The sequence below is a fragment of the Anaerostipes butyraticus genome (assembly GCF_016586355.1).
GTDB classification, from domain to species: domain Bacteria; phylum Bacillota; class Clostridia; order Lachnospirales; family Lachnospiraceae; genus Anaerostipes; species Anaerostipes butyraticus.
Map to the genome: position 1 here is coordinate 82,995 of NZ_BLYI01000006.1, position 14,234 is coordinate 97,228.

The 14,234-nt window shown below is 42.5% G+C and carries 17 protein-coding genes; 15 read left to right on the forward strand and 2 right to left on the reverse strand.

All coding sequences use genetic code 11. The annotated features are described in order from the left end of the window. Nucleotides 1-99 precede the first annotated feature (99 nt). Nucleotides 100-504: a Fic family protein gene (locus JMF81_RS01345; protein ID WP_201309669.1), complete on the forward strand. Its 405-nt coding sequence runs from the start codon at nt 100-102 to the stop codon at nt 502-504. Between the two features lie 173 nt (nt 505-677). On the opposite strand, the gene JMF81_RS01350 is transcribed toward JMF81_RS01345, so the two are convergent. Further along, a complete protein-coding gene (locus JMF81_RS01350; RefSeq protein ID WP_201309670.1) occupies nt 678-1,214 on the reverse strand; it encodes an ECF transporter S component in 537 nt (178 codons plus the stop codon). A 161-nt stretch (nt 1,215-1,375) separates the two neighbouring features. Here JMF81_RS01350 and JMF81_RS01355 point away from each other — a divergent pair, with 161 nt between their 5' ends. The 14 genes from JMF81_RS01355 to JMF81_RS01420 all read left to right on the forward strand — a co-directional run bounded on the left by JMF81_RS01355 (nt 1,376) and on the right by JMF81_RS01420 (nt 12,583). After that, a complete protein-coding gene (locus JMF81_RS01355) occupies nt 1,376-3,658 on the forward strand; it encodes a hydratase (protein WP_201309671.1) in 2,283 nt (760 codons plus the stop codon). Nucleotides 3,659-3,879: 221 nt separating this feature from the next. Continuing rightward, the gene (locus tag JMF81_RS01360; RefSeq protein ID WP_201309672.1) at nt 3,880-4,344 is read left to right on the forward strand and encodes a C40 family peptidase; all 465 of its coding nucleotides are present in this window, start codon (nt 3,880-3,882) and stop codon (nt 4,342-4,344) included. A 316-nt stretch (nt 4,345-4,660) separates the two neighbouring features. Continuing rightward, complete coding sequence (fabV, locus tag JMF81_RS01365) at nt 4,661-5,851, forward strand: enoyl-ACP reductase FabV (protein WP_201309673.1); 1,191 nt, start codon at nt 4,661-4,663, stop codon at nt 5,849-5,851. A 1-nt stretch (nt 5,852) separates the two neighbouring features. Next, a complete protein-coding gene (locus tag JMF81_RS01370; RefSeq protein ID WP_201309674.1) occupies nt 5,853-6,986 on the forward strand; it encodes a ribonuclease E/G in 1,134 nt (377 codons plus the stop codon). 100 nt (nt 6,987-7,086) lie between these two features. Then, entirely contained in the window at nt 7,087-7,395 is a 309-nt protein-coding gene (gene rplU / locus JMF81_RS01375; protein ID WP_201309675.1) for a 50S ribosomal protein L21, read from the forward strand. A gap of 20 nt (nt 7,396-7,415) precedes the next feature. Then, on the forward strand, nt 7,416-7,742 hold the full coding sequence (locus JMF81_RS01380; protein ID WP_201309676.1) for a ribosomal-processing cysteine protease Prp: 327 nt from the start codon (nt 7,416-7,418) through the stop codon (nt 7,740-7,742). Nucleotides 7,743-7,746: 4 nt separating this feature from the next. Further along, nucleotides 7,747-8,028 carry a 50S ribosomal protein L27 gene (gene rpmA / locus JMF81_RS01385; RefSeq protein ID WP_201309677.1) on the forward strand — a complete coding sequence of 94 codons (282 nt, stop codon included), beginning with the start codon at nt 7,747-7,749 and terminating at the stop codon, nt 8,026-8,028. Between the two features lie 102 nt (nt 8,029-8,130). Next, nucleotides 8,131-9,414, forward strand: a complete 1,284-nt coding sequence (obgE, locus tag JMF81_RS01390; protein ID WP_201309678.1) for a GTPase ObgE — start codon at nt 8,131-8,133, stop codon at nt 9,412-9,414. A 20-nt stretch (nt 9,415-9,434) separates the two neighbouring features. Continuing rightward, complete coding sequence (gene yhbY / locus JMF81_RS01395) at nt 9,435-9,737, forward strand: ribosome assembly RNA-binding protein YhbY (protein WP_201309679.1); 303 nt, start codon at nt 9,435-9,437, stop codon at nt 9,735-9,737. A 17-nt stretch (nt 9,738-9,754) separates the two neighbouring features. Beyond that, nucleotides 9,755-10,360, forward strand: a complete 606-nt coding sequence (gene nadD, locus JMF81_RS01400; RefSeq protein WP_201309680.1) for a nicotinate-nucleotide adenylyltransferase — start codon at nt 9,755-9,757, stop codon at nt 10,358-10,360. After that, nucleotides 10,347-10,907, forward strand: a complete 561-nt coding sequence (gene yqeK, locus JMF81_RS01405) for a bis(5'-nucleosyl)-tetraphosphatase (symmetrical) YqeK (protein WP_243282503.1) — start codon at nt 10,347-10,349, stop codon at nt 10,905-10,907. Before nadD ends, yqeK begins: the two co-directional genes overlap by 14 nt. A 10-nt stretch (nt 10,908-10,917) precedes the next feature. After that, nucleotides 10,918-11,286 (forward strand): ribosome silencing factor, encoded by a 369-nt coding sequence (rsfS, locus tag JMF81_RS01410; protein ID WP_201309682.1) that lies wholly within the window; start codon nt 10,918-10,920, stop codon nt 11,284-11,286. Between the two features lie 176 nt (nt 11,287-11,462). Beyond that, nucleotides 11,463-12,080 (forward strand): transcriptional repressor LexA, encoded by a 618-nt coding sequence (lexA, locus tag JMF81_RS01415; RefSeq protein WP_201309683.1) that lies wholly within the window; start codon nt 11,463-11,465, stop codon nt 12,078-12,080. A gap of 200 nt (nt 12,081-12,280) precedes the next feature. Further along, nucleotides 12,281-12,583: a LysM peptidoglycan-binding domain-containing protein gene (locus JMF81_RS01420; protein ID WP_243282504.1), complete on the forward strand. Its 303-nt coding sequence runs from the start codon at nt 12,281-12,283 to the stop codon at nt 12,581-12,583. 116 nt (nt 12,584-12,699) lie between these two features. Here JMF81_RS01420 and JMF81_RS01425 read toward each other — a convergent pair whose 3' ends face one another. After that, a complete protein-coding gene (locus JMF81_RS01425; RefSeq protein WP_201309685.1) occupies nt 12,700-14,109 on the reverse strand; it encodes an N-acetylmuramoyl-L-alanine amidase in 1,410 nt (469 codons plus the stop codon). Between the last annotated feature and the right edge of the window lie 125 nt (nt 14,110-14,234).

A 14,234-nucleotide genomic window follows, 5' to 3' on the forward strand; every position in this document is an offset into this window, starting at 1 on the left:
GTTGGAAGAATCAAAAATTTCTTGTAAGGACTGGCGTTGAAAGTTGCAACAATAAAGAGAGGAGTATGACGCAATGAGAATAATGATAGCCGGGATATTATGAACTCACTGGATACAGCACAAATGCTATTTGACAGCGTAATGCCGGATTATAAAAAGGTTCCTGAATTAATGGAAGAAATATCATCGGAATGGAATGATCTGGAGGGGACATTAAAAGAAGTATTGGAAAAGATTACAGAATTGCATTTTCGATTTGAACGAATCCATCCATTTGAAGACGGAAACGGAAGAACCGGACGAATGATTTTAAATAGACAATTGATAAATATAGGATTATTGCCGATTGCCTTAGATAAAATTTCAAAATATCGTTGTTGTTTTAAAGTATATGAACATAAGAAAGATGTCTCACTGCTGATGCGTTTGATTTGTAAAAGCGAATTAGAAGCCATGCAGCGTGTAAAGGAACTGCAGAGTAAGTATAAAGAAGCTTATAGTTAATATTAATTCAGATGAAATATGCGATGGTGCATCAGAGTAAAGAGCCGGCACAGTAAGATCAAGATTTTTCCAAAATTCTGAATCTTCACTGTGCCGGCTCTTTTCTTAAGGATCAGGGGCTGAAAAACAGCGCCCCCATTTTAAGGATTTCACATTTTGTTTTACTTAGAAAACTATGCAGTGATATTGGAATTCAGCTGCGCTCTCATGCCCCGGATATCAGGGACTGCATCCAGCACAGGAAACAGCAGGAATGATATTACCAGTCCGGACAGTCCCTGCACAATATTTCCCGGAACGCTTAAGAGCGCTGCCGGTCCGATGGTAATGTAGCTGTAAATGAAATATCCGCCGGTTACGATGATGATAGCGGCAATTCCGCATAAAATAACGGCAAGCATCTTGTTTACATGCAGGCCGGTCACTTTTTTATAAATAACAGCGGCGCAGAAGGCTGTCAGAAATTTGATAATGAAAGTAACCGGAGCAAAATAAACATATCCTGTAAACAAATCCGCAAAGGCAGATCCGATGCCTGCGGCAAATCCTCCATATTTCTTTCCAAGAATGATGCCGCTCAAGATAACAAAGGCGTCTCCCAGATGGATATATCCGTTGGTGGCTGCCAGCGGAATCTGAATCAGCATAGTCGCTATGCAGCAGAGTGCTGTAAATAATGCAGTATACACGAGTTTCTTCATTTGGTTCATTTGTTGTTCCTCCCTCCTGTGCCCTGTATCCTAATACAAAGCTGGTACCAATAAAAATGCCAGTTATCATAAATTTTATAGAGCCAGATTCTTTTTTGCTTTTCTAATGCGCTGTGATGTGGTATAATTATTGGCAAAAATAAACCCCAGGAGGATAAGACATGATTAATTTGTTTTCAGAAGGCGCATACCTTGTGAATGGAACAACCCTTGTAAAAGAGTCTGAAAAAGAAAAATTAAATCAGATGACAGGAAATGTGCCGGACAAAGAAGAAGCAGCGAAACAAACGATTGCCTATGGAATCTTAAAAGAACATAATACATCAGGAAATATGGAGAAGCTTCAGATCAAATTTGACAAACTGACTTCTCATGACATTACATTTGTAGGAATCATCCAGACTGCCCGTGCGTCAGGAATTGAAAAATTTCCTGTGCCGTATGTACTGACGAACTGTCATAACAGTCTTTGCGCAGTCGGAGGAACGATCAATGAAGATGACCATATGTTTGGACTGACTGCCGCAAAACGTTACGGCGGCATGTATGTTCCGCCTCATCAGGCAGTCATCCATCAGTTTGCAAGAGAAATGCTGGCGGGCGGAGGGAAAATGATCCTTGGATCTGACAGCCATACCCGTTACGGAGCTCTTGGAACAATGGCTATGGGAGAAGGCGGCCCTGAGCTGGTAAAACAGCTTTTAAACAGAACATATGATATTAATATGCCGGATGTGATCGGTATTTATCTGAAAGGAAAACCAGCCAAAGGTGTGGGACCGCAGGATGTAGCTCTTGCGATCATCGGAGCGGTTTTTGACAAAGGATATGTAAATAACAAGGTTATGGAATTCGTAGGACCTGGAATCGCAAACTTAAGTGCTGATTTCAGGATCGGAATCGACGTTATGACGACTGAGACAACCTGTCTTTCTTCCATATGGAAAACAGATGATACCATCAAAGAATTTTATGAAATCCATGGAAGAGAAGAAGAATATAAAGAATTGAATCCTGGAGCTGTTGCTTATTACGATGGAATCGTGGAAGTGGATCTGGATCAGATTCAGCCAATGATCGCAATGCCGTTCCATCCAAGCAATACTTATACAATCCAGGAAGTCAATGAAAATCTGGAAGATATTCTGGCAGACGTGGAAAAACGTGCTCTGGTCAGCCTGGATGGCGCAGTGGATTATTCTCTGCGGGATAAGATACGCGATGGAAGATTATATGTAGATCAGGGAATCATTGCCGGATGCGCCGGAGGCGGATATGAAAATATCTGTGCGGCAGCCAATATCCTGAAGGGAACCAGCATCGGAGCAGACGAGTTTACATTAAGTGTTTACCCTGCAAGTACGCCGATCTATATGGAATTAGTGAAGAACGGCGCTGTCGCTGATCTGATGGAGACAGGTGCGATTGTCAAGACTGCCTTCTGCGGACCATGTTTTGGAGCAGGTGACACACCTGCAAACAATGCGTTCAGTATCCGTCATTCCACAAGAAACTTCCCGAACCGTGAAGGATCCAAGCTTCAGAGCGGCCAGATTGCTTCTGTAGCTTTGATGGATGCAAGATCCATTGCTGCGACTGCGGCGAACAAAGGATACCTGACCGCGGCAACAGATGTAGATGCGGATGATTTTATTCCGAAATATCATTTTGATAAGACAATCTATGAAAACCGTGTCTTTGACAGCAAAGGTGTGGCAGATCCGTCCGTTGAAATCCAGTTTGGACCAAATATCAAAGACTGGCCGGAGATGCCGGCGTTCCCAGAACATATGCTGTTAAAGGTTGTTTCTGAAATCCATGACCCGGTAACGACGACAGATGAGCTGATTCCTTCCGGAGAGACATCTTCTTACCGTTCCAATCCGCTTGGTTTGGCAGAGTTCGCTCTCTCAAGAAAAGATCCGGCTTATGTAGGACTTGCAAAAGAAATCCAGAAGGCAGAAAAAGCGCTGGAAGAAGGAAAAGATCCGGCAGAAGCATATCCGGAAGTAAAGGATATCCTGGAGGCAGTGACTGTCGCATATCCGCAGGTAAACAACAGTAATCTTGGAATCGGAAGCACGATCTTTGCTGTAAAACCTGGTGATGGTTCTGCGCGTGAACAGGCCGCTTCCTGTCAGAAAGTTCTTGGCGGCTGGGCGAATATTGCCAACGAATACGCAACGAAGAGATATCGCTCCAATCTGATCAACTGGGGTATGGTTCCGTTTATTATTGATGAAGGAGAACTTCCGTTTAAGAATCATGACTACATTTTCATTCCGGAGATCAAAAAAGCAATTGAAGATAAGCTGACAGAGATTCCGGCATATGTAGTCTGCGGTACTGAATTAAAAGAGATCCAGCTGAAACTGGGTGAATTGACAGATGATGAAAGAGAAATTATCCTGAAAGGATGCCTGATCAATTATTACAGAGGTTAATTATTACAGAAGTTAATAAAAAGAAAGACGAATTCTTTGAAGGACAGAGGGCCCAAAAAGGATTCGTCTTTTTTCTTTCGGATTTCCAGTGAAAAAACAAACAAATATTACGAAATTATGAAGAAAATTAAAAAAATTCTTGACAAAGTTATATTATTTATGTAGAATCGTAACCAGTGCAACAATAAGGAAACAATTTTGTAAGCAAGTTAGGAGTTTTTATGAGACATATTATTGTGAAACTGTTTGTTTTGATTTTGATGGCGGCAGCATCTGTGACGATGACAACAAGTGGAATTGAGACAGATACACAGGCAGCAACGAGTAAAGGACAGCAGGTAGTCAACTATGCGAAAAAATTTGTCGGCAACAAATACAAGTATGGTGGAACCAGCCTGACAAAGGGAGCTGACTGTTCCGGTTTTACAATGTCAGTTTATAAGAAATTTGGAAAGAAGCTTCCACATTCTTCCAGCGGTCAGAGAAAAGTTGGAAAGAAGGTATCCGGAGGCATTAAGAAAGCGAAAGCCGGAGATATCATCTGCTACAGTGGACATGTAGCGATTTATATGGGAAATAATAAGATTGTTCATGCGAGCAATTCTGCTAAATATCCAAAAGGCGGCATCAAGGTTTCCAATAACGCAGGTTATAAGAAGATTCTTGCAATCCGCAGATTGGTTTAAGAGAGAAGATACAGAGACATTCATTTGCAGGAATGTCTCTTTTTTATTTCAGAGGAAACTTCGTTCCTATGAAATAAAAACGCTTCGCGAGAATCACACTGCGGCGGAACAAAAGATACCGCTCATGTGCTCCGCCGCAGGCGGAGAATCCTGCAAAGCAGGATCCTTTCTTGCATGGAAAGGATGACAGAAAAGGTTTTCGCACAGGATGAAGAGGGTTCGCGGCCGCAAACCTTGACAGTAAAGAGAAGAACATATTATAATTTTATAAAGTAAAAAAACAGCCTGGATCAGGCAAGACGAAAGGAAGAAGATTATGATTATAGCGCCAAAAGTAAGAGATTTTTTATGTCTGACAGCTCATCCGGAAGGATGCAGAAAAAATGTTGAAAAACAGATTGAATATGTACGTTCTCAGGGAGAAATCGAAGGGAACGCAAAGAAGGTACTGGTGATTGGCTGTTCTACAGGATACGGCCTGGCATCCAGAATCGTTGCGGCTTTTGGAGGCGGTGCAGATACGCTTGGAATCATGTTTGAAAAACCGGCAAAAGGCAAAAGGACAGCGACACCAGGATGGTATAACACCGCAGCTTTTGAAGAATTTGCGGCCAAGGAAGGAAAATATGCAAAAACAATCAATGGAGATGCTTTTTCACAGGAAGTGAAGGATCAGACCATTGAAATGATTCGTCAGGATTTTGGAAAGGTAGACGCTGTCGTATACAGTCTGGCAGCCCCAAGAAGAAAGGCACCAGATGGCGTTACATATAATTCTGTTCTGAAAACAACAGGGGAAGAATTTACAAATAAGAATCTGAATCTGAAGAATAATACCATTGAGATGAAGAGTATCCCGGCTGCAACGGAGGAAGAGATCGAAGCTACAGTAAAGGTCATGGGAGGAGAGGACTGGAAACTCTGGATGGAAGCATTAAATGAAGCCGGAGTGCTCAGTGAGAATGCTGTAACGGTTGCTTACTCTTATATCGGACCGGAGATCACATATCCGATCTATTTTGAAGGAACCATCGGTGCGGCGAAGAAAGATCTCCACAAAGCAGCTGCCCAGATTACAGAAGAACTCAAAGACCAGGGAGTCAGGGCATATATTTCTGTCAACAAAGGACTGGTAACCCAGGCGAGCGCGGCAATTCCAATCGTACCATTATATATGGCGCTTCTGTATAAAGTCATGAAAGAGAAAGGTCTTCATGAAGGATGCATCGAGCAGATGGAACGTTTGTTTAAGGACAAAAAACTTCTGGCGGATGCCATAACAGATGAGAATGGCTGGATCCGTATGGATGACTGGGAGATGAAGGATGAAGTACAGGAAGAAGTAAAACGTCTCTGGGAGATTGTTGATACAGATAATATCACAGAATACGGGGATATCGATGGGTACTGGGATGACTTTTATCATATGTTCGGATTCCGTGAGGAAGGTGTGGATTATGACGCAGATGTAGATCCTGCAGTTGCGATCCCAAGTCTGGAAGCATAAGATGTCCGCTGAAATTGTCATCACAAAGATAAAGGACCATCTGGTCAGTGCATGGCTCCACGATCATAAGATCGTGGAGTTTCAATGCCTGAATACAAAGCAGAAACAGATTGTAGGGAATATTTATGTCGGCAAGGTGAAAAATGTCGTAAAAAATATCAATGGGGCGTTTGTGGAATTTGAAAAAGGAGAACTTGGATTTCTCCCGATGCGGGACCGGAGTCTGAAAGCGGAAGAAGAAATTATCGTTCAGATTAAAAAAGAAGGAAGCAGAGAAAAGAAACCGCTTCTTTCTCAGCAGATTGAACTGACCGGGAGGTATCTGGTTTTAACTTCAGACAAAACAGCAGTCGGTATTTCCAATAAGATAAAAAGCCGTGAGCAGAGACAGGAGCTTAGAAAAATGGCAGAGCCGATGGTGACAGAGTCTTATGGATTCATTTTGCGCACCAGCGCTGCCAGTGCGCAGAAAGAGTCGGTTTTAAAAGAAGCCCAGGAGCTTTCTAAACGGTATGAACAGATAATGCAGAAAGGAAAATACCGGATGCCGTTTCAGCTTCTGGAAGTTAATCAGGATACAGAGTCTGTGCTGACGTTCGGAAAACTTCCGGACCAGGTAGATCAGGTGGTGACGGACCAGGAAGCGTTTGCAGAATCCTTATCAGACCAGGGATACTGTGTCTTACGGGATGATGAAGAAAACAGCATCGAACGAAGGTACAGAATCCGGCATTTTCTGAAAGAGGCTCTCAGCAAAAAAATATGGATGAAATCCGGAGGATTTTTATATATTGAGCAGACAGAAGCCATGGCGGTCATCGATGTAAACACAGGAAAGTCCATTGGCCATGGAAGAAAAGCTGAACATATCCGTATGACAAATCTGGAAGCTGCCAAAGAAGCAGCAAGACAGATCCGTCTCAGGAACCTGTCGGGGATCATTGTGATTGATTTTATCGATATGGATTCAGAATATGACAAAGATACACTTTTAAGAGTAATGCAGCAGTATCTGAATGAAGATTCAAAAAAAGCAGTGGCAGTAGATCTGACGAAGCTTGGATTAATGGAAATTACAAGAAAAAAAGAAAGAAATCCATTATTTCGTCAAATAGATATTGACATTCTCGATTAGAGTTGGTATTATTACATGGTATGCCGCACAGCGAGGTATAAGTATGACCGCAGAGGCGGAATCACCGGAGCTGGCGAGATTGATGATAGGAGGTGCCGTGATGTACGCAATTATCGCAACAGGTGGAAAACAGTATAAAGTAAGCGAAGGCGATGTGATCAAAGTAGAAAAACTTGACGCTGAAGTTGGCGCTAAAGTAACTTTTGATGATGTGCTTTTAGTTGGCGGAGATACTGTTAAAGTTGGAACACCTACCGTTGATGGAGCGAAGGTTGAAGCTTCCGTTGTAAGCGAAGGCAAAGGAAAGAAAGTCATCGTGTACAAGTATAAGAGAAAAACCGGATACCATAAAAAGAACGGTCACAGACAGTTATTTACACAGGTAAAGATCGATAACATCGTTGGATAATATTTTTTGAGGATAGAGTGATGACAAAGATAACATTCTATCAGCATGAAGATGGATCCTGGAGAGGATTTGATTCATGCGGTCATGCGGGATATGCGCAGGCAGGGGAAGATATCGTCTGTTCTGCCGTATCGGCATTGATAATAAATTTCGTAAATTCTCTGGAGGAATTTACCGATGACGATTACCGGGTAGATACTGACCAGGAGAATGCGGAGATTAACGTAGAATTTACGGGAAAACTTTCGAAAGAAGGAAATTTATTATTGAAATCATTGATCCTTGGGCTGACTTCAATTGAGGAAGAACAGGATCAGTACTTAGATGTGATATTTAAGGAGGTGTAACGAAATGATGAAAATGAACCTTCAATTTTTCGCTCATAAAAAGGGAATGGGTTCTACAAAGAACGGAAGAGATTCAGAATCCAAGAGATTAGGTGCGAAAAGAGCTGACGGACAGTTTGTAAAAGCTGGAAATATTCTTTACAGACAGAGAGGAACTAAGATCCATCCAGGCGTTAATGTAGGACGCGGTGGTGACGATACATTATATGCGTTAGTAGACGGTATCGTACGTTTCGAAAGAAAAGGTAGAGATAAGAAACAGTGTTCTGTACATCCAGTTGCATAATAGAAAGCTGCGGATGCCATACAGAAGACATAAGCAACAGCAATTACGGCTTCAAATTGATATTTGAGGCCGTTTTTTTCAAATTAGGGAAAGGAACAAGCCATGTTTGCAGATAGAGCCAATATCATAATCAGGTCCGGAAAAGGCGGAGACGGACATGTGAGTTTCCGCCGGGAACTGTATGTGCCAAACGGCGGTCCGGACGGCGGAGACGGCGGAAGAGGCGGAGATGTAATCTTTGTTGTGGATGAAGGAATGAATACTCTTTCTGATTATCGTCACAGAAGAAAGTTTAAGGCTGGAGACGGACAGGAAGGCGGAAGACGCAGATGCCATGGAGCAGACGGAGCAGACATCATTTTAAAAGTGCCTCCAGGAACCGTTGTTAAGGAAAAGGAGTCAGGAAAAGTAATTCTTGACATGTCAAATAAAAAAGAGCCGGTTGTTCTCTTAAAAGGGGGAAGAGGCGGAAAAGGAAACCAGCATTATGCCACACCGACCATGCAGGCGCCGAAATATGCCCAGCCGGGAGGAAAGGCTCAGGAAATTGAAGTTATGCTGGAACTTAAGGTAATTGCCGATGTAGGTCTGGTAGGATTTCCGAATGTGGGAAAATCCACATTTTTATCCAGAGTTACCAATGCAAGACCGAAAATTGCCAACTACCATTTCACCACACTGAACCCTAATCTGGGAGTTGTGGATATGGACGGCGGCAGAGGGTTTGTCATTGCAGATATTCCGGGAATCATTGAAGGAGCATCGGAAGGAATCGGACTTGGATTTGAATTCCTTCGTCATATCGAGCGCACCAAGGTAATGATCCATATGGTTGACGGTGCATCTGTAGAAGGAAGAGATCCGATTGCAGATATTTATGCCATTACGGATGAGCTGGAGAAGTACAATAAAGAAATTCTGGACAAACCACAGGTTATTGCAGCAAACAAGATGGATGCCATGACTGAGCAGGACAAAGAGACAGTCATCGGGCTGCTGAAAGAAGAGTTCGAGCCAAAAGGAATCAAAGTATTCCCTATTTCAGCAGTCAGCGGGGAAGGAATCCAGGAACTGCTGTGGCATGTACAGGAACTCCTTGCTGATCTTCCGGAAGGAGCTACAGAATTTGAACAGGAATATGAATTGAATTTTGATGAAGAAGAAGGCGGCATCATTGTAGGACATCCGGAGGAAGGCGTCTTTACTGTAGAAGGACCGAAAGTCGAAAGGATGCTTGGATATACGAATCTTGAATCTGAAAAAGGATTCAGTTTCTTCCAGCGTTTTATGAAGGAAAATGGAGTCATTGATCAGCTGACAGAAATGGGAATCCAGGAAGGAGATACCGTTCGTCTGTATGATCTGGAATTTGATTATTATAGATAGGAAATAAAATGGAGGGAAAAATGACAAGTAAGCAGAGGGCATATTTAAAAAGCCTTGCAATGAAGATCGATCCGATTTTCAACATCGGGAAAGGGAGTCTTTCTCCGGAACTTGTAGAAGGGGTAAGAAACGCTCTGGAAGCAAGAGAGCTGGTAAAAGTCGGAGTGCTGCAGAACTGCATGGATGATCCAAAGGAACTGGCGGAAGTTCTGGCAGAGCGTACACGCTCTCAGGTTGTGCAGGTGATTGGAAAGAAGATCGTATTATATAAAGAATCCAAGAAGAATAAGAGGATCGAACTTCCTAAGACTGGGAAAAAATAAGCACACGGAGGCATGAGATGAAAAAAATAGGAATTCTTGGCGGAACCTTTAATCCGATTCATTTTGGACATCTGATTTTGGGACAGTCTGCCAAAGAGGAATTCGGGCTGGACAAGGTTCTGGTCATGCCAACGAAAAATCCGGCGTATAAAACCATATCCGGCGGAGTTACGGAGCAAAACCGGATCGATATGATACAGCTGGCGATTCAGGATTTTCCATATTTTGAGTTTAGCGATGTGGAGCTTCGAAGAGACGGGGCAACATATACGGTAGATACATTAAAGGAACTAAAAGTTGAAAATTCGGAAGATAAATTTTATTTTATCATGGGAGCGGATTCTTTGTATCAGATTGAGACATGGAAAGACCCAGATAAGATTCTGTCGATGGTCAATGTTCTTGTGGCAACGAGAAATGATTCCAGAAGCGCTCTGGATGCCCAGATTGATTATCTGGAAGACAAGTACCATGGAAAGATTTATCATCTGAATAGTCCCAGCATTGAAATATCATCCAATGAAATCAGAAAGAGAAACGTTTCCGGTCAGAGCATTCATTTTTTCCTGCCGGAACCCGTCATAGATTATATAGAAAGAAATGGTTTGTATGAGCATAAATGAAATAGAAGAGAAATTGTCACAGGTATTAAAACCGGGAAGGTACCGCCACAGCCAGGGAGTTGCCTATACAGCGGCGAATATGGCCATGGTATTTGATCAGGACATAGAAAAGGCTTTCCGGGCAGGAATGCTTCATGACTGCGCAAAAGGATATTCCCTGAAGGAACAGGAAGATTTCTGCAGAAAATATGGAATCTGTCTGGATGAAATGCTTCCGGACAGTCCGCAGCTGATGCATTCGGCTCTGGCTCCTTTTATTGCCAGAGACTGTTACCAGGAAGAAGATCCGGAAATACTGGCGGCAATTGAGTGTCACACAACAGGAAAACCAGGAATGACACCTCTGGAACAGATTATTTTCATTGCAGACTACATGGAGCCCAACCGGAAGATGATACCGGGGCTTCCGGAGGTGCGCCGGCTGGCATTTCAGGACCTGGATCTGTGCACCAGAACAATTTTAAAGAATACAATAGATTACCTAAAGAGTCAGGGACAAAAAATTGGTCATAAGACCATAGAAACTTATGAATTTTATCAGGCATAAGGAGAAGAGTATGGAACAAGCATTAGAAATGGTGAAGATTGCTTATCAGGCACTGGATGATAAGCTGGCGGAGGATATCAGGATTGTTGATATCAGGGAGATCTCCACGATTGCAGATTATTTTATTATCGCCGATGGAACAAATAAAAATCAGGTTCAGGCTTTGGTGGACAATGTCCAGGAAGAACTGGAAAAAGCAGGATATGAAATGAAGGCAATGGAAGGATATCGTGCAGGAAACTGGGTCCTTCTGGACTTTAATGATATCATTATCCATGTTTTTGACAGAGAAAATCGTCTGTTCTATGATCTTGAAAGGATCTGGAAAGACGGAAGAGAGGTAAAAGCGCAGGACCTGGGAATCGAAGTACAGGATTGATCAGGTTTTTGAAAAGAAGAAAAAGGACCTGCACATCGTTTAAAAGCGGACAATGTGCGGGTCTTTTGTTTTTGGAATCGACATAGAATCTGGGTCGAAAATTCGTTCGAGAACACTTGTTTTGATTTACTTTTTATGGTATTATGAAAACAATAAGATAAAATGGAGGATATATTATGCCAAGAGAACAGTTAACTGATAAACAGCAGCAAATTCTTGAATTTATCAAACACCGCATATTGGAAAAGGGATATCCGCCGGCTGTCCGAGAGATCTGCCAGGCTGTTCATCTCCGCTCCACTTCTTCCGTTCATTCTCATTTAGAGACGCTGGAGCGTAAAGGCTATATCCGAAGAGATCCGACGAAGCCAAGAGCCATTGAGATTATTGATGATGATTTTAATCTGGCAAGACGGGAGATCGTTCATATTCCGATCGTTGGCACAATTACAGCCGGGGAACCGATTCTTGCTGTGGAGAATATAGAAGACTATTTTCCGATGCAGCCTGATTTTATCAGCAGCCGTGATACTTTCATGCTTCATGTGCGGGGAGAGAGCATGATCAACGCAGGGATTATGGATGGGGATCTGGTCATTGTCCAGCAGCAGCCGACTGCGGATAACGGAGACATTGTTGTTGCCATGATCGATGATTCGGCAACAGTCAAACGATTTTATAAAGAAGACGGTCATTATCGTCTTCAGCCGGAAAATGACGCGATGGATCCGATCATTGTACCGGAAGTTTCTGTTATCGGCAAAGTCATTGGTTTATACCGCTCCATGAAATAAATATGATTCGACAATAAAAGATAATTGAAAGACGGTTTTAGACGGGATGATTCGTTTGAAACCGTCTTTTTTTGGACTCTTGTGTCAAGAACAGCGAACAAGTGTTTTCGAACAAAGTTTCGAAAACACATTGACAAACGAATGTTCGATAGTTATAATAAGAACATAAACAAATGTTCGAATTTGATGGAGGGATACTTATGAGAAAGAAAGGAATTATCGGATGCGCTGTTTTTGCTATTGTCTTATTGCTGGTTTCTGTTGTACTGATTACAGGCAGCCGTTCTGTAGTAGACGCCAAAGACGGCAGAGAGAAGCGCTTTACAAGCATTCAGGTACAGGAGGGGGATTCTCTCTGGTCCATTGCCAAAGAGCATATGAGCAAAGAATATCCATCAATTGATGACTATATTCAGGAGGTTTGTGATACCAACCATATCTATGATCAGAAGATCACGGCAGATATGTATCTGGTAATTCCTTATTATACAGATGTGAAGTGAATGAAAAGAAGAAAAAAAGAACTGCGGGATGAAGACTCCGGAAAGCCGTGTGACGGCAGGAAGAATTTCATCGGCAGTTCTTTTTCGTTTCAGGTTTCATGCAGAAAAAAGGATTTTCAGAAGGACTGACAAAGAGCCTGATAAAGATATTTTCCAATCTCGGCAGTGCGGGAATGGATTCTCTGCGCTTCAGTCTGATTGGAGATAAATCCTATTTCTACAAGAGCGGTGGTCATCTTAGGACCGTTTAATACGGCAAGATCAGTTCGGTATTTTAGTTTCCGGTCATAACCTCCATTTTTGGCATATCCCATTCCTCTTAATGCATGATCCTGAACCGTTTGAGCATAGGTTTTGTATGTTTTATACAAAGTTTCAGTCCCACGGACAGATGAGGAGGCGGAATTAATATGAACGCTTAGAAATCGATCTGCTTTTGTGTCATTGGCCATCCGGTAACGGTAAGAGAGACTCGGATACCAGTCGCTCAGCCGCGTATAATATACTTTGTAATCGGGATTCCGGTCAAACTGTTTTTTGATTTCATGGACAATTTTCAAAGTCATATTTTTTTCGGCGTATCCGCTGCCAACAGCGCCGGGGTCATGACCGCCGTGGCCTGCGTCTACGACCACCACCCTGCGGAACATGTCCTTTGGTGCTGCATATTTTACATATATATAGGAAGAAGTCTGCGTCACGCTGAATCCTTTGATGGATGATGTTTTCAGATCGATATAAGTTTTTCCGCCGCTGTAAGAGACACTATAGGCAATCGTGTCTTTAATAGTACGGTTCGAAGCCGAAGCAAAATGATTTTTGTGATTTCCTTTTATGATCAGCCGAAGCCGGGTGTTATGATAATCGTCCTCTGCTGAAACCGATGACAGGCTCAGGCCGGACGGCCGCCTGATTCTGACAGAATAATTGCCGGATGATGCAGTAATTTTAGCGCCGGATCCCATTACGCTGGAAGAAGCAGAAGAAGATGGTCTGCCGGCAGAAGAAGTTTTTTTGAGAGAAATCATGCCGGAAAGTTTTGAATTGTTCCAGCTGTAATTAAGTCCCAGTTTTTTTGCAGTGATCTCTCCTGGAATCATAATATAATTCTTCTTTTTTGAAACATAGCGTATGCTGCGGGGCGCCGCGGGAAGCTGGAATTTTTTCCCGTTTAAGGCGGCGGACCGGCTGTTTAATTTCATTGTGATCGTATTAGAACCCCTTTTTAATGTAATTTTCTTTGTTTTGCCGGAATAAGTATATTTGGTTCCAAGGCTGGAACACCGGCCGAAGATCCAGTAAGCGGAATACATGGCAGTATTTCCCTCGATAAAGCCAGGCATATTTGTTTTAATAACCTTGTTTTGATAACGTGCCGCTATGGCTTTTTTTGAATAACGTTTCTTGTTGTGAGTGTATTGGATTTTAAAAGATTTCCCTGCGGCAGCAGATGTCTGTGCCGGTTCTGTCAGGCCAAAAAGGACGATCAACGCCACTGCCAGACATATAAATTGTTTTTTTAGCATAATAGCCTCCCCTGTTTTTTTGTAGAGCCCATTATATTATATTTTCTGTATGAATTCTACGAAATTATGATTTTACCAGAAATTTCATGAAAAATTGTTTCCATTCTTAGAGTAAATGTGCTATC

Coding starts and splice junctions, on each gene's coding strand:
- JMF81_RS01345 (WP_201309669.1), top strand. CDS start 100: ATGAACTCACTGGATACAGCACAAATGCTATTTGACAGCGTAATGCCG.
- JMF81_RS01350 (WP_201309670.1), bottom strand. CDS start 1,214: ATGAACCAAATGAAGAAACTCGTGTATACTGCATTATTTACAGCACTC.
- JMF81_RS01355 (WP_201309671.1), top strand. CDS start 1,376: ATGATTAATTTGTTTTCAGAAGGCGCATACCTTGTGAATGGAACAACC.
- JMF81_RS01360 (WP_201309672.1), top strand. CDS start 3,880: ATGAGACATATTATTGTGAAACTGTTTGTTTTGATTTTGATGGCGGCA.
- fabV (WP_201309673.1), top strand. CDS start 4,661: ATGATTATAGCGCCAAAAGTAAGAGATTTTTTATGTCTGACAGCTCAT.
- JMF81_RS01370 (WP_201309674.1), top strand. CDS start 5,853: ATGTCCGCTGAAATTGTCATCACAAAGATAAAGGACCATCTGGTCAGT.
- rplU (WP_201309675.1), top strand. CDS start 7,087: ATGTACGCAATTATCGCAACAGGTGGAAAACAGTATAAAGTAAGCGAA.
- JMF81_RS01380 (WP_201309676.1), top strand. CDS start 7,416: ATGACAAAGATAACATTCTATCAGCATGAAGATGGATCCTGGAGAGGA.
- rpmA (WP_201309677.1), top strand. CDS start 7,747: ATGATGAAAATGAACCTTCAATTTTTCGCTCATAAAAAGGGAATGGGT.
- obgE (WP_201309678.1), top strand. CDS start 8,131: ATGTTTGCAGATAGAGCCAATATCATAATCAGGTCCGGAAAAGGCGGA.
- yhbY (WP_201309679.1), top strand. CDS start 9,435: ATGACAAGTAAGCAGAGGGCATATTTAAAAAGCCTTGCAATGAAGATC.
- nadD (WP_201309680.1), top strand. CDS start 9,755: ATGAAAAAAATAGGAATTCTTGGCGGAACCTTTAATCCGATTCATTTT.
- yqeK (WP_243282503.1), top strand. CDS start 10,347: ATGAGCATAAATGAAATAGAAGAGAAATTGTCACAGGTATTAAAACCG.
- rsfS (WP_201309682.1), top strand. CDS start 10,918: ATGGAACAAGCATTAGAAATGGTGAAGATTGCTTATCAGGCACTGGAT.
- lexA (WP_201309683.1), top strand. CDS start 11,463: ATGCCAAGAGAACAGTTAACTGATAAACAGCAGCAAATTCTTGAATTT.
- JMF81_RS01420 (WP_243282504.1), top strand. CDS start 12,281: ATGAGAAAGAAAGGAATTATCGGATGCGCTGTTTTTGCTATTGTCTTA.
- JMF81_RS01425 (WP_201309685.1), bottom strand. CDS start 14,109: ATGCTAAAAAAACAATTTATATGTCTGGCAGTGGCGTTGATCGTCCTT.